This is a genomic window from Streptomyces sp. NPDC021749, from assembly GCF_040640655.1.
Taxonomy (GTDB): domain Bacteria; phylum Actinomycetota; class Actinomycetes; order Streptomycetales; family Streptomycetaceae; genus Streptomyces.
Genome location: NZ_JBFACE010000028.1, coordinates 99,010 through 117,573, shown reverse-complemented (window position 1 = coordinate 117,573; position 18,564 = coordinate 99,010). Strand labels below are relative to the sequence as shown.

Below are 18,564 nucleotides of genomic sequence, written 5' to 3'. Positions count from 1 at the left end.
AACCGCCAGATCACGCCCTCGAACTGCTGCCGCAGCCGCGCGGGGTACGGGCCGTACTCACCGATCGGCAGGTACGGCTCGATGAACTCCCACTCAGGGTCGGTCAGTTGTACTCGCGTCACATACGACGGTCTACCGGACCAGGCCGTGCCACGAAGGCACATCACACAGATTGATCACGACTCGATACGCGCCCTAGGGCGCTTTACGGCGGCCAGGGATAGCGGTGCTTTACGGCGTCCACGGATAAGCGGTGCTTTGCGGCGGCCACGGCTGGCCGCGCTTCGCGGTGGACACGGCTAGCGCCTGCGCGGTGGTGACGGCCGGCTTGCGCGGCTCCTTCCTTCCCTCCCCGGGGGCCTCCCCCCCGCCCCCACCCCACCCCTCTCCCCCCTCCCCACGCCCCGGCACATGCCAACGCCCTCACCCACTCACCTTTTGTTGTCGCAGCCCGCAGCCCGCAGCCCGCAGCCCGCAGCGCCGGGAGGCCGGTAGGCGACGACCCGAGGTCCCCAAGACGTCAGGTCGCCAAGACGTCAGGGCCTCAAGGCGCACCGATGAACAAACGAACCGCCTAGCCTCACCTCACTCCTGCGGTTCCACCCGGCCACCCCCTCGCACCGAACGACCTCTCGCCGAACGATCGGCACGAAGTCGTCTCAGCGCCCAGAGCGCTGCCACCGCCAGCACGCCCGCACCCACGACGGCCGCTCCCGTTGGTGCTGCCCCCGTCTCCCGAGCTGCGAGCGCCGCACCCTCCGCGCTCGCTGTATTCACTGGCTCGTGTGGGGGCGATCCCGCGGTACCTGCACTGTTGCCAGGCGGTACGGGGATCCCGAACACGGGCAGCAGCCGTGACGGGCCTCCGCTGCGCATGCTCGCCGGCAGAAGGGACAGCGGGTCCAGGTATGTCTTGCCGCGGCGCAGGCCCCAGTGAAGGCACGGTGCACGGCAGTGGAAGGGTCCTCGCTGGAGTACGGCGACGGGCTGGCCGGCCGTGACCCGCTGCCCCTTCCGGACGGTGGCGCGTACCGGCTCGTACGTCGTGTGCAAGGGAGGGCGGCCGGAGTGGGCCACCTCGATGGTCAGTACGCCGCGGCCGGCCACGGTCCCGGCGTATGCCACCCGGCCCGGAGCGGCGGCCCGTACCGTCGCACCGGGAGAGGCGGCCAGGTCCACACCGCGGTGTCCGGCCGCCCATGGTGCCGGCGGTGGCTCCCAGCCGCGTAACACCGTGGGGCGTATCCCTTCCGGCCCCGCCACCGGCCAGGCCCGCTCACCCGCAGCAGCCGGCATGTCCCCGGGCCCGGCCTCGTCAGCCCCGGTCCCACCGGACTCTCCCTCGGCGGCGGCTCCGGCGTTCCGCTCCAGGCCTGCAAACCGCTGCCCCCTGCCCGACGCCGCCTCCGCGCTCTTCCCCGCTACCTGCACCCCGCGCCCTGCTGCAGCCTCCGACCCCGGCCCACGGGCCGCCGCGTGCGCGAGTGGCGAGGTGGTCAAGGTCAGTGCCAGCGTCAGTGCCGGGGCCAGCAGGGCTCTGGTCACGCCGGCCGGAAAGAAGCAGCTCGGGCCGTAGCCGGCCGGGTCGCCGAGCGGCGGCACGGGCGGGGGTGGGGACGGGAAGGGGAACGGGGACGAGGGTGGCGGCGTGGTCGCGGATCGCGGCAGGGGTAAGGGAGCCGGAACCGGTGCGGCCGAAGCTGAGCCTCTTACCGTCGCCCCAGCCTGTCGTCGTCCGCGGATGCCGATGAGCCGCCGAGGGCCGGGCAGTGGTGCTGAGGTGTCGTGACGGCCGCCGTACGGCAGGTCCCCGCCCGAGCCACCGTGGCTGAGCCGGACGCCGTGTGGTCGATCTCGTCGTACGTCGTGCGGTCGATCGTGTTCTGCCTGTCGTGCCTCCCCTCCCTCCCGTGCCTCCAGGGCCCGCGCTCGTCGAAGGTGTCGTTGCTGTGACGGGGGCCTTCGCCCCTGCTGCTGTGGCTGTCGTTGCTGTCGCATGGGTCGACGGTGACGCAGTCCGGCCGGCCGTGGGGATCTTGGTCGGGAACTGTGGACAACGGGCCGGTTGTGGACAACTGCCTCACCCTGACGGGTGTCGGTCTCACCCGTCAGGGCTCGAAATGATGCGTGTCGCCCGGTGCATCGGCCGTCCCGTACACTTCTGGTGGCGATCCGGGTCACCGGGTCGACTTCGCACGCCCCGCCGTCAGTGCACCAGTCCCGTTCGGGCAGCACGACGGCCGCGCTCCTCGGTCCTCGGACGGCTCCGCAAGGTGTCTTCCCCGGCAGGCGCGTCGGGGCGTCAGGCACCGCGGCCGACCGGTCGCAGTGGAACCGAGAACTACGAGGAGTACGGCCATGGCCGTCGTCACGATGCGGGAGCTGCTGGAGAGCGGCGTCCACTTCGGGCACCAGACCCGCCGTTGGAACCCGAAGATGAAGCGCTTCATCTTCACCGAGCGCAACGGCATCTACATCATCGACCTGCTCCAGTCGCTGTCGTACATCGACCGCGCCTACGAGTTCGTCAAGGAGACCGTCGCCCACGGCGGCTCCGTCATGTTCGTCGGTACGAAGAAGCAGGCCCAGGAGGCCATTGCCGAGCAGGCGACCCGCGTGGGCATGCCCTACGTGAACCAGCGCTGGCTCGGCGGCATGCTGACCAACTTCTCGACCGTCTACAAGCGCTTGCAGCGCCTCAAGGAGCTTGAGCAGATCGACTTCGAGGATGTGGCCGCGTCCGGCCTCACCAAGAAGGAGCTCCTGGTCCTCTCCCGTGAGAAGGCCAAGCTGGAGAAGACCCTCGGTGGTATCCGCGAGATGCAGAAGGTGCCCAGCGCCGTCTGGATCGTGGACACCAAGAAGGAGCACATCGCCGTCGGCGAGGCGCGCAAGCTCAACATCCCGGTCGTCGCGATCCTCGACACCAACTGCGACCCGGACGAGGTCGACTACAAGATCCCGGGCAACGACGACGCGATCCGCTCCGTCACCCTGCTCACCCGCGTGATCGCCGACGCCGTCGCCGAGGGCCTCATCGCCCGCTCCGGCGCCGCCACCGGCGACCAGAAGCCCGGCGACAAGGCTGCCGCCGAGCCGCTGGCCGAGTGGGAGCGCGACCTGCTTGAGGGCGAGAAGAAGGCCGACGAGGCGGAGAAGCCCGCCGAGGCTCCCGCCGCCGAGGCCGAGAAGCCGGCCGCGGACGCCGAGCAGGCCTGACTCAGGACCGGTTGACGACGGCGGGGGAGTGCGCCACGAGCGCCGCCCCCGCCGTCCACCCGTAGATCTTTCGACTTCGAGATTTCGAGAAGAGATTCACAGACCATGGCGAACTACACCGCCGCCGACGTCAAGAAGCTCCGCGAGCTCACCGGCGCCGGCATGATGGACTGCAAGAAGGCCCTGGACGAGGCCGAGGGCAACGTCGACAAGGCCGTCGAGGCGCTGCGCATCAAGGGCCAGAAGGGTGTCGCCAAGCGCGAGGGCCGCTCCGCCGAGAACGGCGCGGTGGTTTCCCTGATCGCGGACGACAACACCTCCGGCGTCATCGTCGAGCTGAAGTGCGAGACGGACTTCGTCGCCAAGGGCGAGAAGTTCCAGGCCGTCGCCAAGGCGATCGCCGAGCACGTCGCGAAGACCGCCCCGGCCGACGTCGAGGCCCTGCTCGCCTCCGAGATCGAGGCCGGCAAGACCGTCCAGGCGTACGTGGACGAGGCCAACGCCAACCTGGGTGAGAAGATCGTCCTGGACCGCTTCGCGCAGTTCTCCGGCGGCTACGTGACGGCGTACATGCACCGCACCATGCCCGACCTTCCGCCGCAGATCGGTGTCCTCGTCGAGCTCGACAAGGAGAACGCCGAGGTCGCCAAGGGTGTCGCCCAGCACATCGCCGCCTTCGCGCCGAAGTACCTCGCCCGCGAGGACGTCCCGGCCGAGGTCGTCGAGGCCGAGCGCCGCGTCGCCGAGGAGACCACCCGCCAGGAGGGCAAGCCCGAGGCCGCCCTTCCGAAGATCGTCGAGGGTCGCCTCAACGGCTTCTTCAAGGACGCGACGCTGCTCGGCCAGCCGTACGCGCTCGACAACAAGAAGTCCGTCGAGAAGGTCCTCCAGGAGGCCGGTGTCAGCCTGAAGCGCTTCTCGCGCATCAAGGTCGGCATCTGAGAGCCTGCCGCAAGGCAGCGAATGACCTACGACCCCGCTAGGGTCGTACGCAGTCGGCCGCTCACCGGCCGGCCGCAGATGTGACGAGGAGGCCATTGCCGCACAGGGATCTGGACCAGACCCACGGCAATGGCCTTCTTCGTATGTGCACGAGGAGAGCTCAATGAATCACGGTGCCGACGGCGCGCACACCGACCATGCCGCCAAGGACGGGAGGCGGCGCTTCCTGCTGAAGCTGTCCGGCGAGGCGTTCGCCGGCGGCGGCGGACTGGGCGTCGACCCCGACGTCGTGCACGCGATGGCCCGCGAGATCGCCGCCGTGGTGCGCGACGGCTACGAGATCGCCATCGTGATCGGCGGCGGCAACTTCTTCCGCGGTGCCGAACTCCAGCAGCGCGGCATGGACCGGGCCCGGTCCGACTACATGGGCATGCTCGGCACGGTGATGAACTGCCTGGCCCTCCAGGACTTCCTGGAGAAGGAGGGCATCGACTCCCGCGTCCAGACGGCGATCACCATGGGCCAGGTCGCGGAGCCTTACATTCCGCTGCGTGCGGTGCGCCACCTGGAGAAGGGCCGGGTCGTCATCTTCGGCGCCGGTATGGGCATGCCGTACTTCTCCACCGACACCACCGCCGCCCAGCGCGCCCTGGAGATCGACGCCGAGGCCATGCTGATGGGCAAGAACGGCGTGGACGGGGTCTACGACTCCGACCCGAAGGTCAACCCGGACGCGGTCAAGTTCGACGCCCTCGAATACGGTGAGGTCATCACCCGTGACCTGAAGGTCGCGGACGCCACCGCCATCACGCTGTGCCGGGACAACAAGCTCCCGATCCTCGTGTTCGAACTGCTCGCCGAGGGCAACATCGCGCGTGCGGTGAAGGGTGAGAAGATCGGCACGCTCGTCAGCGATCAGGACACCCGGGCCTGACGGCCTCAACTGCCGCCCTTCCGTACGGGCATCGATCCGTACGGGCGGCAACTCCCGGCCGGGGTAAGACCCGGTACGGGGATGGACAACCGCCTGCCGGTCGGACACCGTGCAGGAGTAGACGCGCGGCAGGGGCGAGGCTCTGCTTCTTACCGAAAAGACCAGGAGCAAGTGGTGATCGAAGAGATCCTCCTCGAAGCCGAGGAGAAGATGGAGAAGGCCGTCGTTGTCGCCAAGGAGGACTTCGCCGCGATCCGCACCGGGCGTGCGCACCCGGCGATGTTCAACAAGATCGTGGCGGACTACTACGGCGCCATGACGCCCATCAACCAGCTGGCGTCGTTCTCGGTTCCCGAGCCGCGGATGGCCGTGGTGACCCCGTTCGACAAGAGCGCGCTGCGCAACATCGAGCAGGCGATCCGTGACTCCGACCTCGGGGTCAACCCGAGCAACGACGGCAACATCATCCGGGTGACCTTCCCCGAGCTGACCGAGGAACGCCGCAAGGAGTTCATCAAGGTCGCCAAGAACAAGGGCGAGGACGCGAAGATCTCGATCCGCAGCGTCCGCCGCAAGGCCAAGGAGTCCCTGGACAAGCTGGTCAAGGACAAGGAGAGCGGCGAGGACGAGGTGCGCCGCGCCGAGAAGGAGCTCGACGACACCACCGCGAAGTACGTCGCGCAGGTGGACGAGCTGCTCAAGCACAAGGAATCCGAGCTCCTCGAGGTCTGATGAACGAGTCATCCTGGGGGGCCCCGCCCGGCGCCGGTCGATGGGGACCGCCCGAATACGGACCGGCCTCCTCGCTTCGCGGGGTGGCGCCGTCCGCCTCGGCGGGTCCCGTGCACGACTGGGGTGAAGCGGCGCAGACTCGGCCCATGCCCATCGTGCCCGAGCCAGGCGGACACCAGGACGACGACCGGGGCCACCGGGAACATCGGCATATCCGGGATAACCGGGACCACCCGGACGACCGGGGGGCTGCTCCACGGAGCGGCCCCCTGTTCCGCGACGACCAGCCGCAGGAGCCCATGCCCACCTCCGTTCCCGGGTCCGACAGTGCGCCGGACTCAGAGAAGCCCAAGAAGAAGAGCGCGGGGCGCAATCTGCGCGCCGCGATAGGGGTCGGTGTCGGGCTCGGCGCGGTCATCCTCGCCTCGCTCTTCGTCTACAAGCCGGTCTTCATCGGCGTGATCGCGATCGCCGTCGTCGTCGGGCTGTGGGAACTGACCTCGCGGCTGGCGGAACGCAAGGACATCCGGGTGCCGCTGGTGCCGCTTGCGGTCGGTGGCACCGCCATGGTCGTCGCCGGTTACGTACGCGGCGCCGAGGGTGCCTGGGTGGCGATGGCCCTCACCGCCCTCGCCGTCCTCGTCTGGCGGATGACCGAGGCCCCCGAGAACTACCTGCGGGACGTCACCGCCGGTGTCTTCGCAGCGTTCTACGTGCCGTTCCTCGCGACGTTCGTGGCGCTGATGCTCGCGGCGGACGACGGGCCGCAGCGCGTGCTGACGTTCCTGCTGCTGACCGTCGTCAGCGACACCGGCGCGTACGCGGTCGGCTGGCGGTTCGGGAAGCACAAGCTCGCCCCGCGCATCAGCCCCGGCAAGACCCGCGAGGGGCTCGTCGGCGCGCTGCTCTTCGCGATGGTCGCCGGCGCACTGTGCATGGAATTCCTGATCAAGCACGGCGCGTGGTGGCAGGGCCTGCTGCTCGGCCTCGCGGTCGCGGCCAGCGCCACCCTGGGTGACCTCGGCGAATCCATGATCAAGCGGGACCTGGGCATCAAGGACATGGGCACCTTGCTCCCCGGGCACGGCGGCATCATGGACCGCCTGGACTCCCTGCTGCCGACGGCGCCCATCGTCTGGCTGCTGTTCGTGGTCTTCGTCGGAGCGGGCTGAGCCCGACGGCACCGCTCGGCCCCTGAGCCGACGAGAAGCCGAAGCCCCCTGCCAGCGGATTGCTGCTGGTGGGGGGCTTTTGCGTGGGGTGGGGTCTGGGCGTCGGTGCTTGTGGTGCTTGTGGTGGTAGTGGTGCTGGTGGTTGCGGGCCGCGGGACGCGGGTCCGGTGCCGCCCGAGGGCGTGCTGGTCGCCCGGTGCCGTTCCGGGGCCGGGCGCCAAGCTTCGGTGCACAGGCTTCGCGTTGCAGGCTTCGGCGCACTGAAGGTGACGGACGAGCGCCGGCCCGCCCGCAGGGGTGCGGCGGGCCGTCCGGTCCCGTCCTGCCCCGCACCGTCCCGCCCCGTCACTCGTCATTCCTCCGCTGCCGTCCCTCCGGCCGGCCGACTCGCCTCCAGATCACCGCCATCCCCAGCCCGAGCACCACCAGGGCCACGACCACGATGAGGATCTTGAGGACGAAATCCACCAACAGATGGTGGGCGAGATCGGACGCCGCCAGGTGAACCGGGTGAAGACCGGATGCCTGCAGGGTGGCAGCAGGCGTCTCCAGAGCGAGCCTGGTCACCGTCGGCCGTCCCGCCGCCGGGCCCGGCCTGCCCCGTCCTCCAAGCGCCGGGCGGCCATGCGCAGTGCGGCCCGCACGGCGGGGTCGGCACAGCGGCGTGCCGCGTCGAGCCGGCCCCTGCGCTTGAGGAACACGGCTACGCCGAACACCACCAGGGCGAGCACCACGATGCCGCCCGCGAGGATGCCGAACCTGATGAGCATGAGGTTGAGATACGTCTCCACCGAAGCCTCCCGTTTTTCTATCACGCCTGTGATACATCCCAATTTATCACGGCCGTGATATAACGTGGTACAAAGAGGTCATGCCCAAGGTCGTGGATCCGGACGCCCGCCGCCGCGAGGTCGTCGACGCCCTGTTCCGAGTCGTCGTACGGGACGGTCTGCAGCGCACGTCGCTGCGCGCCGTCGCCGACGAGGCCGGACTCAACATCGGCTCCCTGCGCCACTACTTCGCCAGCCAGCAGGAGCTGATGGACTTCGCCATGCAGTCGATGCTCGACGGCCTCACCGACCGGTTGCTGCGCCATGTCGAGCGCATCGGAGACCTGAGTGCGCATCCCCCGGCGGAACGCCTCCGCCTCGCGGCCGGCCTGCTGGCCGAACTCCTGCCGCTCGACGAACGCCGCCGTGCGGAGGTCACCGTCTTCCTCGACTTCAACGCGGCAGCCCGCACCAACCCGGCCTTCAAGGACCTCTCCGACCAGGCCGCCGCCGGCGCCCGACGACTGGTCCGCCGCGTCCTGACCCGCCTCGACGAGTCCGGCACCCTGCGCCCGGGCCGCGACCTCGACATCGAGACCGAGCGCCTGACCGCCCTCGTCGACGGCCTGGGTCTTGGCGCCGTCCGCAACCCGGACGTCCTGGGCCCGACGATGTGCTCTGCTGTACTGGCAGCCCACCTAGGGGACTTGGCGGGAGAGGGGTAATGGTGAGAAAAGGGCCGGTCCCTTCGTGTCGGCAGGCATCGAGGTGTTGTGAGCCGGGCGGGAAGTAGGTTCTGCCTGTGGCGAGTTACTGGCTGCAATACTCGGTCATTGGCTCAGCCATTACGCAGGAAGACGCCGGCCTGGTCGGCACCTGCTTGCGCCGTGCCGAACTCGGAGCTGAGCCAACTCACGCCAAGGAAGAGGCGTGATTCCGTGAGCCATGCCTTCTCAGAGGAAAAGTAACCGGCTCCACTTCTGCAGGGGCGCGCTGGACCTCGTATCCATTCCGGCCAGGGGCAGCCGGTCAAGCATGCAGCGCGCATCGGCGCGATTTCCTTCCCCCTTACCGGCTGCCGATCTGTGCGAGTCGTGCTTCGATGGTGGGAGGGGCTGCCGCACCTTTTCTCACCTCCCTTGCAGAAATGCCGAGAGGAGCACCTCTATGTCCAAAAGCCGCCGTAGGCGCCGTCTTTTGACGGCGGCGACAGTTCTTGTCGCCGCGGGCGTCATGCTCTTTCCCGATGGCGCGGTTGCCCAGCCAGCCGCAGACAGTATCTCGGCACAGATATCCGGAACCTTCCAGCTCGTCAACGCGCAGACCGGCAAGTGCGCGACGGTCGCGGGCGGGGTCTCCACGGACAACAATGTCGGGCTCGTGCAGTTCACTTGCGACTCGCACCCCTCGCGCCGCTGGATCATCACCAACAGCAACGGCCGCTCCGACCAGCTCGTGAACGAGCAAACTCGCAAGTGCGCGACGGTTGCGGGCGGGGTCTCCACCGACAATAATGTCGGGCTTGTGCAGTTCACTTGCGATTCGCACCCGTCACGCCGCTGGATCATCACCAACAGGAACGGCAATTCGTTCCAGCTCGTCAACGCGCAGACCGGCAAGTGCATGACGGTTTCGGGCGGCGTCTCCACGGACAACAATGTCGGGCTCGTGCAGTTCACTTGCGACTCGCACCCCTCGCGCCGCTGGATCCTGAAACGGGTCGGCGGGATCATCGACTGACGAAATACCGACAGCCCATGCTTGGCCGAGCCGAATGCCCCTTTTCGGGGAGAGGGGCTCCTGGGGTCGGCTGATGGCGGGATGGCGGGATGGCGGGATGGCGGGATGGCGGTGATGCGTATTCCCAACGAGCCGGAAGGGTCTGCACAAGGCGCGTATTCCCCGTCACTGAGGACGTTCCGGGGAATCGCATAGCTCTTCCGACTCTGAGGCGTCCCCCTGCGGCCTGCCGGATCGGCCACCGCCAATGACGACGCTGGATGACGACCCGACGACTGAGGGTGACGCTTCCATCGCTGCTCTCACCTGGGGTGCGCGAGCCTGGGGCGCACGAGATGATCTGCCACACTGGACAGACCATGCCTGCACCCGGAGAACTCACTTTCGTCGCGCCGCGCGGGGCCAAGAAGCCCCCGCGGCACCTTGCCGATCTCAGCCCCGTCGAGCGCCGCGAGGCGGTGGCCGCGATCGGTGAGAAGCCGTTCCGCGCCAAGCAGCTGTCGCAGCACTACTTCGCCCGCTACACACACGACCCGGCGCAGTGGACCGACATCCCGGCGGCGGCCCGCGAGAAGCTGGCGAGCGAGCTGCTGCCGGAGCTGATGACCGTCGTTCGGCACATTTCGTGCGACGACGACACCACCCGCAAGACGCTGTGGAAGCTGCACGACGGCACGCTCGTCGAGTCCGTCCTGATGCGCTACCCGGACCGGGTCACCATGTGCATCTCCTCGCAGGCTGGCTGCGGGATGAACTGCCCGTTCTGTGCGACCGGCCAGGCCGGGCTGGACCGCAACCTCTCGACCGCGGAGATCGTGCACCAGATCGTCGACGGGATGCGGGCACTGCGCGACGGTGAGGTGCCGGGCGGCCCGGCGCGGCTGTCCAACATCGTCTTCATGGGCATGGGCGAGCCCCTGGCCAACTACAAGCGCGTGGTCGGGGCCATCCGTCGGCTGACCGACCCGGAGCCCGACGGACTGGGCCTGTCCCAGCGCGGCATCACCGTCTCCACGGTCGGTCTGGTCCCGGCGATGCTGCGGTTCGCCGACGAGGGCTTCAAGTGCCGGCTCGCCGTCTCGCTGCACGCCCCGGACGACGAGCTGCGCGACACGCTCGTCCCCGTCAACACGCGGTGGAAGGTCCGCGAGGTACTGGACGCGGCGTGGGAGTACGCCGAGAAGTCCGGCCGCCGGATCTCGATCGAGTACGCCCTGATCCGCGACATCAACGACCAGGCATGGCGCGGTGACCTGCTCGGACGGCTCCTCAAGGGCAAGCGGGTCCATGTGAACCTCATTCCGCTCAATCCGACTCCCGGGTCGAAGTGGACCGCCTCCCGCCCCGAGGACGAGCGCGCGTTCGTCCAGGCCATCGAGGCGCACGGGGTTCCGGTGACCGTCCGGGACACCCGCGGCCAGGAGATCGACGGCGCCTGCGGGCAGCTCGCCGCCTCGGAACGCTGACCCACCCGCTGGTACTGTGTGATCGAACAAATGCACATTCCGACAGGGGAGCGCCACAGCGCTGAGAGTGCGGAAGCGTCGTAGTCATACGGTGCCCGCAGACCCTTGAACCTCGCCCGGGTCATTCCGGGTAGGAAGTTCGGTCGTCACTCATGCTGTTGCGCCCTGCCCGGAGTCCCCTCCGTACGTCTCCCGACGTCGAGAGCCGCGGACACCGGGCGGGGCCGCGTCTCTTCCTGGCCAGCCAGGAGGAAATCAGTGAGCACCACCAGCAGGATCACCGCGACAGCGCTCGCCGCCGCGGTCGGTATGACCACGCTTGCCGCGTGCGGCGGCTCGGGCGGCGGGAGCGCGGACGCAAAGACCGTCACGCTCGTCAGCCATGACTCGTTCTTCGCCTCCAAGTCCGTCCTGGCCGCCTTCGAGAAGGAGAGCGGCTACAAGATCAAGTTCGTCAAGGGCGGGGACGCCGGCAAGGCCGTCAACCAGGCGATCCTGTCCAAGGACAACCCCCAGGGCGATGTCTTCTTCGGTATCGACAACACGCTCCTTTCGCGGGGACTGAACGAGGGACTGTTCACCCCCTACAAGGCCAAGGGCCTGGAGAACGTCCCGGCCGCCCTGCAGCTCGACAAGGGCCGGCACCGCGTCACCCCGCTCGACTACGGCGACATCTGCGTCAACTACGACCGCGCCTACTTCACCAAGCACAAGATCGCGCCGCCGGCCACCCTCGACGACCTGATCAAGCCGCAGTACAAGAACCTGCTCGTCACGGAGAACTCCGCCACCTCCTCTCCGGGGCTCGGCTTCCAGCTCGCCACCATCGCCAAGTACGGAAACGCCGGCTGGCAGAACTACTGGAAGAAGCTCAAGGCCAACGGCGTCGAGGTCGTCGACGGCTGGGAGCAGGCGTACAACGACCGCTTCTCGGGCTCCGCCGCAGGCGCCGGCAAGGGCGACAAGCCGCTGGTGGTCTCCTACGCCTCCAGCCCGCCGGCTGAGGTGCTCGGCAAGAAGCCCGCTCCCAAGGAGGCCCCGACCGGGGTGGCGACCGGCACCTGCTTCCGGCAGATCGAATTCGGTGGTCTGCTCAAGGGCGCGAAGAACGAGAAGGGCGGCAAGGCGCTCCTGGACTTCCTCCTGAGCAAGAAGTTCCAGGAGGACGAGCCGCTGCAGATGTTCGTGAACCCGGCGCGCAAGGACGCCAAGGTGCCCGAGCTGTTCACCAAGTACGGCACCAAGATCGACAAGCCGACGTCGCTGCCGCCGGAGACGATCACCAAGAACCGTGACCAGTGGATCAAGCAGTGGTCCTCGCTCGTCCTGAAGTAGCCCCCACCCAGCGGCGCGCACGCCCCGCGCGGGGAACGGCGGTGCGGCTCGGCCTGATGGCGGTGCCGCTCGCCTTCTTCGCGCTGTTCTTCGCCTATCCGGTGGCTGCGATCGTCGGACGGGGACTCAAAGACGGCGGACAGTGGCAGCTCGGCCGGCTCGGAACCGTGCTGACCGACCCGGACATCGTCCACGTGCTGTGGTTCACCGTCTGGCAGGCAGCGGCCTCCACCGCCCTGACGCTGCTGATCGCGCTGCCCGGCGCCTACGTCTTCGCGCGCTTCGACTTCCCCGGCAAACAACTGCTGCGCGCGGTGGTCGCGGTGCCGTTCGTGCTGCCCACCGTCGTCGTCGGCTCGGCATTCCTGGCCCTCGTCGGCCGGGGAGGACTGCTGGACGAACTGTGGGGCCTGCGCCTGGACACCTCGGTGTGGGCCATTCTGCTCGCGCATGTCTTCTTCAACTACGCGGTGGTCGTACGGACCGTCGGCGGGCTGTGGGGCCAACTCGATCCGCGTCAGGAAGAGGCCGCGCGGGTCCTGGGCGCCGGGCGGCTCGCCGCCTGGCGCAGGGTGACGCTGCCCGCGCTGGGTCCGGCCGTCGCGGCGGCCGCACTGATGGTCTTCCTCTTCACCTTCACCTCCTTCGGCGTCGTACAGATCCTGGGCGGTCCCACCTTCTCGACGCTGGAGGTGGAGATCTACCGGCAGACCGCGGACTTCCTGGACCTGCCGACCGCCGCGGTCCTCACCATGATCCAGTTCGCGGCCGTGCTGGGCGTCCTCGCGCTGCACGCCTGGACGGTGCGCCGGCGGGAAACCGCACTCCGGCTCGTGGATGCCTCGCAGTCCGCCCGCCGCCCGCGCGGCCGCGGCCAATGGGCGCTGCTGTGGGGCAACCTCCTGGTCATCACCCTGCTGCTCGTCGTCCCGCTGGTCGTGCTCGTCGAGCGGTCGTTCGCCGGCCCGGACGGCTACGGCACGATCTTCTACGACTCCCTGCGATCCGCCGCGTCCGCCGACAGCACCTTCGTCGTCGCCCCGCTCGACGCCCTGTGGAATTCCCTCGCCTACGGAGCCGCGGCGACCGTGATCGCTCTCGTCATCGGCGGTCTGGCAGCCGCTGCCCTGACGCTGCCTCGGCTTCGCAGGAGTCCTTCCGGGCGGACACCCGTGGTCAACCGGTTCGTCCGGGGCTTCGACGCCCTGCTGATGCTTCCCCTCGGCGTCTCCGCGGTGACCGTCGGCTTCGGCTTTCTGATCACCCTCGACAAGCCCCCCGTGGATCTGCGTGACTCCTGGTGGCTGGTCCCGCTCGCCCAGGCACTGGTGGGGGTGCCGTTCGTGGTCAGGACGATGCTGCCCGTCCTGAGGGCGGTCGACGGACGACTGCGCGAGGCCGCCGCGGTCCTCGGTGCCTCGCCATGGCGGGTATGGCGCGAGGTCGATCTTCCGATGGTGCGGCGGGCCATGTTGATCGCCGCAGGATTCGCCTTCGCCGTGTCGCTCGGCGAGTTCGGTGCGACGGTGTTCATCGCACGGCCGGACCAGCCGACGCTGCCGGTGGCCGTGGCACGGCTGCTGGGGCGGGCGGGAGAGCTCAACTACGGGCAGGCGATGGCCCTGTCGACCATCCTGATGGTGGTCTGCGCCGGCGCCCTGCTGGTCCTGGAGCGCATCCGCATCAACCACCCCGGGGAGTTCTAGATGACGGCACGGGCCGAGACCACTGCGCCGGAACTGCTGCGGCTGGACGGCGTGACCGTCCGCTTCGGCTCCGCCGAGCGCCCCGCCCTGGACTCGGTGGACCTGGAGGTCGCCGCACACGAAATCGTGTGCGTCCTGGGCCCGAGCGGCAGCGGTAAGTCGACGCTGCTGCGGGTGGTCGCGGGTCTCCAGCAGGCCGATGCGGGCCAGGTGCTGCTGGAAGGACGGGACCAGGCGGGAGTACCCACGCACCGGCGCGGGGTCGGCTTGATGTTCCAGGACCACCAGCTCTTTCCACAGCGGGACGTCGCGGGCAATGTTGCCTTCGGGCTGCGGATGCGACGCACCGCGCGCACCGACCGGGACCGCACCGTCGCCGAACTGCTCGACCTCGTCGGTCTCCCGGGCGCCCAACGGCGCGCCGTCGCATCCCTGTCCGGCGGGGAACAGCAGCGTGTCGCACTGGCCCGGGCGCTCGCCCCGCACCCTCGACTGCTGATGCTGGACGAACCCCTCGGTCAGCTGGACCGCGGCCTGCGCGAACGGCTGGTCGTCGAACTGCGCCGTCTTTTCGAGGAGTTGGGGACGACCGTACTGGCCGTCACTCACGACCAGGGTGAGGCCTTCGCGCTCGCCGACCGGGTCGTGGTGATGCAGGGCGGCAGGATCGCCCAGACCGGAACCCCGCTGGAGGTCTGGCAGCGCCCGGCCTCGGAATTCGTCGCACGCTTCCTCGGATTCGACAATGTGGTCGAGGCCACGGTGCAGGGCGAGGCCGCCGTCACTCCGTGGGGCAAGGTGCCGGTCCCCGACGGGACCCCGGACGGACCCTGCCGGCTGCTCGTACGTCCGGCCGGCGTGCGCCTGATGCCCGCGCCCGAGGGTCTGCCCTGTAGGGTCGCGGCCCGCACCTTCCGCGGGACCCATGTCGCCCTGCTGCTCCAGCCTTCCGGCGGACCGCAGTTGGAGGCGGCCTGCGCCCTGCGCGAGGCGCCGGAGGTGGGGGAACGAGTGGGGATCGCATTCACCGCACAGGACGTCGTGGTGCTGGACGCTGCGGACTTTGACGCCAGGGACCTCGACGCGTCGAACCCAGCGGAATAACTGGTGGGCGCGGCAGCCCAACTGCGCCTCTGTGTGTGCCTGTGCCTGTGCCTGTGCCTGTGCCTCTGCCATGGTCATGGCGCGCTCCTTTGGGGTGGTCGTGCTCTGTGGTTCGGGGATGGTCTGTTGTTCATGCGGGAGGAGGGGAATTCGGGCGACGGCCCTTCGGGACCACCAGGCCCAACTCGTAGGCGAGGATGACTGCTTGAGCCCGGTCGCGTAGACCCATCTTGGTGAACAGCCGATTGATGTGCGTCTTGACGGTGTGGTCGGTGATCGTCAGCCGTTCGGCGATCTCCGCGTTGGAAAGGCCCTGGGCGATCTGGACGAGCACCTCCACCTCGCGGCCCGTCAGCTCCTCGACCGTCCGTACGGGCACCGGCGTCGCCCGCTGCTTGACGAAGGCCGCGATGAGCCGCTTCGTCAGCTCCGGCGCGAGAAGGGCGTTCCCCTCCGCCACCACCCTGACCGCCTGGAGGAGTTCAGCGAACGTCGCATCCTTCAGCAGGAAGCCGCTGGCCCCGGCCGCGAGCGCGTCATAGACATACTCGTCGAGACCGAACGTCGTCAGCATCAGCGCTTTGGTGGCGCCGCCGGACGCCCGGGTAATCTCACGAGCGGCCTCGATGCCGTTCTTGTGCGGCATACGGATGTCCAGCAGCGCCAGGTCGGGCCGCTGCTCCGCGGCGACGCGCACCGCCTGGACCCCGTCCTCGGCCTCACCGACCACTTCGATGTCATCCTGAGTGCCCAGGAGATTGGCGAATGCGGTGCGGACGACCGCCTGGTCGTCGGCGACGATTGCTCTGATCACCAAGGGATTTCCGCTTCTATGAGAAAGCCGCCGTCGGGTCCGGGCCCGGCGGTGAACTTCCCGCCGAGCAGTTCCGCCCGCTCCTGTATGCCGATCAGCCCGTGGCCGGGGTGGACCGAAGCCGTCGGACCGGGTCCGTCGTCCGCGATGCGCACCGCCAGCCGGTTGGAGCGGTAGCCGATCTCCACCACCGTATGAGCCCCCGGAGCATGCCGACGCGCGTTGGTCAGCCCCTCCTGCACCATGCGGTATGCGGACAGCTCACAGGAGGTAGGCAGCGCGACGCGTTCACCGCTGATGCGCAGCTCGACCTCACCGCCCACCGAGCGGTGCTCCGTTATGAGGTCGTCCAGTGCCGTGAGGGTCGGCTGGGGAGCCGTGCCGGAGTTGTCATCGGGCCCGGTACGCAGGACACCCAGAAGCCGGCGCAGCTCCGCCATCGACGAGCGGGCGGAGGCCGCGATCTGCTGGAAACCCTCGCGGGCCTGGGGGGAGAGGCCGGGCATGGTGTAGGTGGCGCTCTCGGCCTGTACCGCGACCATGGAGACCGAGTGCGAAATGACATCGTGGAGTTCGCGGGCGATCGCCGCACGCTCCGCCTCGACGGTCTGCCGTCGCTCCATCTCGATCAGCTGGGCCTGTGCCGCGGTGCGTTCCCGCCGCGTTTCCTCCCGTGCGCTTACCGCATCGCCCATCGACACTGCCGCGAGGATCATCGCGGTCGGTACGAGCCACTCGGCGTACGGACTGAGCGAGTAGGCGGACAATCCCCACCTCGCAATGTGCCACTGGCTCACGATGAGCGAGAGAACCGAACCGGCGACGACAACGACCGCAGGATGGGCCACTCTGCGACGCCCGAGGGTGTAGCAGCCGATCAGCCCGCTCGCGACGGCCGCGATGTAGGGGTCGCTGCCGGCCGCGAAGCTGACCAGGGCCGATACCGCCGCGAGCGCTGCGGTGGCCGGGTATGAACGGCGCCACGGCAGAGCCGCGGTGGACGTCAGCACAGCGAGAGCGATCATCAGCGAGGGCCGCGGCACGATCACCAGTTCCACGGCAGCCAACGCGGTCAGCGCTCCGCCGGTGATCCAGGGGTATGAGGGCGACGCGATCCACCCGCGCAGCCGCTGCTGGAGAGATTTGCTCATGGCGATATTTTTCAAAATCGCGCATTGCCGCAGCGTCGCCGCACGGGTTGATCTCCCGGCCGCATGTCATGCCACGGGTTGACTCCGAGGTTCAGTTGCTCGGTTGACGCCTCGCGAGCCCGCACTCCATAGCCTCGTGATCACACGAGGAGGGAGAAATCATGGGCTATCAATACACCTCATATGTAGGGAAGCCGACGCGGGTCGGGCTGGCGACGCAAGGCCCGCCATCGTCGTCCTCGGCTGGACATCGTGTTCCGGGAAGCGCCGGCCGCGGGCCGGCGGAGTGGGACGGGGAGCGTCCTACGACGACCTGCCGCGGTTGGCGGCCGCGGGAGGCACGGGTTGTTCGCGGAGCTCGGCGCCGGCCCCAACATCCTTCGCCGCCCGAAGTGTCTGTTCGTGACCGGGCGAAGGCGCGGCACCGTCGGGGAGAGCTCCGCCCGCTGACTCCTTTGAGCCCGCGCCCGGTGACCCCGGCTCCTTCTCCGCCCCCGTGTCCGATCGCTCCCCCGGCGCCATGGGCACGTCGGCACCCTCCGGCTCGGGCTCGCCGAACCAGGCGACCGCGACCGCACCGGCCACGGCCACCACAAAGCCGAGGATGGCGACCCAGCCGAAGCCCGGGCGGGAGGAGTCGCCCAGCCAGAGGACGCCGAGGATGCCGGGGACCACGGTCTCGCCCACCACCAGCGCCGCCGTGGCGCCGTTCACCGACCCGATCTGCAGGGCGACGGTGTGCAGATACATGCCGCCGAGGCCTGCAACGAGAATCGCGTACAGAGCGGGGTCGGCGAGCATGGACGGCAGATCGAAGGGGGCCGCGCCGTTCAGCACTCGTACGCCGACGCCGAGGGCGCCGAAACCCAGGCCGGAGAGCAGACCAGCGAGGATCGCCGCCCGTCCGCCCATCAGGCGAACGATCACGGTGCCGCCTCCCATGAGCAGGATGGAAGCAGCGAGCAGCCACCAGTGGGTGGCGATAGGCGTATGGCCGCTGCCTTCCGGGCCCGCGGCCGTGGCGAGCAGTACCAGCGCGGAACAGACCACACCGATGGAGCTCCACTCGGCCTTGCTGAGCCGGATGCCGAGGAGCTTGATGCTCAGAACGGCGGTGATCACGAGGTTTGCGCTGATCACGGTCTGGGACAGGAACAGCGGCAGCAGCCGGGCCGCCAGTGCACCGAGCCCGAAGCCGATGAAGTCCAGCACGGTGCCCACCATGAATTCCCAGGTCACGGCCGCTTTTGCGGTCGAGGCGAGGCTGGGGCCGCCGTGCTGGGTGACGCCGGTGGTGGAGGTCTTGGCGGCCTCCTGGCGGGCGGATTTACGGGAACCGACCGCCTGTAGGACCGAACCCGTGCCGTAGCAGGCCGACGCCGCTACGGCCGTCAGAAGGCCGATGATCACCGAGAGCTCCGTTCGCCCGCTGTCTGTATTACCTGTTCATTACCTGGCTTGGCAGACGTGCATTTCAGG

16 protein-coding genes, 1 pseudogene and 1 riboswitch are annotated in these 18,564 nt (G+C 68.8%); of the genes and pseudogenes, 11 read left to right on the top strand and 6 right to left on the bottom strand.

The features are described from left to right. Positions 1-585: 585 nt before the first annotated feature. Entirely contained in the window at positions 586-1,296 is a 711-nt protein-coding gene (locus AB0G35_RS25405; RefSeq protein WP_360953803.1) for a M23 family metallopeptidase, read from the bottom strand. 1,062 nt (positions 1,297-2,358) lie between these two features. On the opposite strand from AB0G35_RS25405, the gene rpsB reads away from it, so the two are divergent. The 5 genes from rpsB (at position 2,359) to AB0G35_RS25380 (ending at position 6,999) form a co-directional block, all read left to right on the top strand. Next, positions 2,359-3,219, top strand: coding sequence for a 30S ribosomal protein S2 (gene rpsB, locus AB0G35_RS25400; protein ID WP_261955438.1), 861 nt, complete (start codon positions 2,359-2,361; stop codon positions 3,217-3,219). Between the two features lie 105 nt (positions 3,220-3,324). After that, the gene (tsf, locus tag AB0G35_RS25395; RefSeq protein WP_360953800.1) at positions 3,325-4,161 is read left to right on the top strand and encodes a translation elongation factor Ts; all 837 of its coding nucleotides are present in this window, start codon (positions 3,325-3,327) and stop codon (positions 4,159-4,161) included. A gap of 163 nt (positions 4,162-4,324) precedes the next feature. Then, positions 4,325-5,095, top strand: a complete 771-nt coding sequence (gene pyrH / locus AB0G35_RS25390) for a UMP kinase (protein WP_030413724.1) — start codon at positions 4,325-4,327, stop codon at positions 5,093-5,095. Between the two features lie 174 nt (positions 5,096-5,269). Continuing rightward, a complete protein-coding gene (gene frr, locus AB0G35_RS25385; RefSeq protein ID WP_030413725.1) occupies positions 5,270-5,827 on the top strand; it encodes a ribosome recycling factor in 558 nt (185 codons plus the stop codon). Then, positions 5,827-6,999, top strand: a complete 1,173-nt coding sequence (locus AB0G35_RS25380) for a phosphatidate cytidylyltransferase (protein WP_360953796.1) — start codon at positions 5,827-5,829, stop codon at positions 6,997-6,999. Before frr ends, AB0G35_RS25380 begins: the two co-directional genes overlap by 1 nt. Positions 7,000-7,344: 345 nt before the next feature. Here the strand turns inward: AB0G35_RS25380 and AB0G35_RS25375 are convergent, their stop codons facing one another. Both AB0G35_RS25375 and AB0G35_RS25370 read right to left on the bottom strand, forming a co-directional pair. Further along, positions 7,345-7,566 carry a hypothetical protein gene (locus AB0G35_RS25375; RefSeq protein WP_360953793.1) on the bottom strand — a complete coding sequence of 74 codons (222 nt, stop codon included), beginning with the start codon at positions 7,564-7,566 and terminating at the stop codon, positions 7,345-7,347. Beyond that, complete coding sequence (locus tag AB0G35_RS25370; RefSeq protein ID WP_360953790.1) at positions 7,563-7,790, bottom strand: hypothetical protein; 228 nt, start codon at positions 7,788-7,790, stop codon at positions 7,563-7,565. Before AB0G35_RS25370 ends, AB0G35_RS25375 begins: the two co-directional genes overlap by 4 nt. A gap of 80 nt (positions 7,791-7,870) precedes the next feature. Between AB0G35_RS25370 and AB0G35_RS25365 the strand changes: the two genes are divergently transcribed. From AB0G35_RS25365 to AB0G35_RS25340, 6 genes are all read left to right on the top strand, one after another. After that, positions 7,871-8,494: a TetR/AcrR family transcriptional regulator gene (locus tag AB0G35_RS25365; RefSeq protein WP_360953787.1), complete on the top strand. Its 624-nt coding sequence runs from the start codon at positions 7,871-7,873 to the stop codon at positions 8,492-8,494. Positions 8,495-8,936: 442 nt separating this feature from the next. Further along, positions 8,937-9,509: an RICIN domain-containing protein gene (locus AB0G35_RS25360; protein ID WP_360953784.1), complete on the top strand. Its 573-nt coding sequence runs from the start codon at positions 8,937-8,939 to the stop codon at positions 9,507-9,509. Between the two features lie 359 nt (positions 9,510-9,868). After that, positions 9,869-10,975, top strand: coding sequence for a 23S rRNA (adenine(2503)-C(2))-methyltransferase RlmN (gene rlmN, locus AB0G35_RS25355; protein ID WP_360953781.1), 1,107 nt, complete (start codon positions 9,869-9,871; stop codon positions 10,973-10,975). Between the two features lie 34 nt (positions 10,976-11,009). Continuing rightward, positions 11,010-11,130, top strand: a riboswitch (TPP riboswitch). A gap of 103 nt (positions 11,131-11,233) precedes the next feature. Beyond that, complete coding sequence (locus AB0G35_RS25350) at positions 11,234-12,310, top strand: thiamine ABC transporter substrate-binding protein (RefSeq protein ID WP_360953778.1); 1,077 nt, start codon at positions 11,234-11,236, stop codon at positions 12,308-12,310. A 56-nt stretch (positions 12,311-12,366) separates the two neighbouring features. Further along, entirely contained in the window at positions 12,367-14,016 is a 1,650-nt protein-coding gene (locus tag AB0G35_RS25345; RefSeq protein ID WP_360953815.1) for an iron ABC transporter permease, read from the top strand. Next, positions 14,017-15,120, top strand: a complete 1,104-nt coding sequence (locus AB0G35_RS25340; RefSeq protein ID WP_360953775.1) for an ABC transporter ATP-binding protein — start codon at positions 14,017-14,019, stop codon at positions 15,118-15,120. A 130-nt stretch (positions 15,121-15,250) separates the two neighbouring features. On the opposite strand, the gene AB0G35_RS25335 is transcribed toward AB0G35_RS25340, so the two are convergent. From AB0G35_RS25335 to AB0G35_RS25325, 3 genes and pseudogenes are all read right to left on the bottom strand, one after another. After that, positions 15,251-15,937: a response regulator transcription factor gene (locus AB0G35_RS25335; protein ID WP_360953772.1), complete on the bottom strand. Its 687-nt coding sequence runs from the start codon at positions 15,935-15,937 to the stop codon at positions 15,251-15,253. Then, the gene (locus AB0G35_RS25330; protein ID WP_360953769.1) at positions 15,931-17,085 is read right to left on the bottom strand and encodes a sensor histidine kinase; all 1,155 of its coding nucleotides are present in this window, start codon (positions 17,083-17,085) and stop codon (positions 15,931-15,933) included. The genes AB0G35_RS25335 and AB0G35_RS25330 overlap by 7 nt, the downstream gene beginning before the upstream one ends. 540 nt (positions 17,086-17,625) lie before the next feature. Then, positions 17,626-18,495 (bottom strand): annotated as a pseudogene (locus AB0G35_RS25325) (hypothetical protein); the annotation flags it as partial. Positions 18,496-18,564: the final 69 nt, after the last annotated feature.

Bases quoted from the DNA above. Each gene is read 5' to 3' on its own strand.
- AB0G35_RS25340 (WP_360953775.1), top strand. From the start codon at position 14,017: ATGACGGCACGGGCCGAGACCACTGCGCCGGAACTGCTGCGGCTGGAC.
- AB0G35_RS25365 (WP_360953787.1), top strand. From the start codon at position 7,871: ATGCCCAAGGTCGTGGATCCGGACGCCCGCCGCCGCGAGGTCGTCGAC.
- tsf (WP_360953800.1), top strand. From the start codon at position 3,325: ATGGCGAACTACACCGCCGCCGACGTCAAGAAGCTCCGCGAGCTCACC.
- AB0G35_RS25405 (WP_360953803.1), bottom strand. From the start codon at position 1,296: ATGCCGGCTGCTGCGGGTGAGCGGGCCTGGCCGGTGGCGGGGCCGGAA.
- AB0G35_RS25380 (WP_360953796.1), top strand. From the start codon at position 5,827: ATGAACGAGTCATCCTGGGGGGCCCCGCCCGGCGCCGGTCGATGGGGA.
- rpsB (WP_261955438.1), top strand. From the start codon at position 2,359: ATGGCCGTCGTCACGATGCGGGAGCTGCTGGAGAGCGGCGTCCACTTC.
- AB0G35_RS25360 (WP_360953784.1), top strand. From the start codon at position 8,937: ATGTCCAAAAGCCGCCGTAGGCGCCGTCTTTTGACGGCGGCGACAGTT.
- rlmN (WP_360953781.1), top strand. From the start codon at position 9,869: ATGCCTGCACCCGGAGAACTCACTTTCGTCGCGCCGCGCGGGGCCAAG.
- AB0G35_RS25345 (WP_360953815.1), top strand. From the start codon at position 12,367: ATGGCGGTGCCGCTCGCCTTCTTCGCGCTGTTCTTCGCCTATCCGGTG.
- pyrH (WP_030413724.1), top strand. From the start codon at position 4,325: ATGAATCACGGTGCCGACGGCGCGCACACCGACCATGCCGCCAAGGAC.
- AB0G35_RS25330 (WP_360953769.1), bottom strand. From the start codon at position 17,085: ATGAGCAAATCTCTCCAGCAGCGGCTGCGCGGGTGGATCGCGTCGCCC.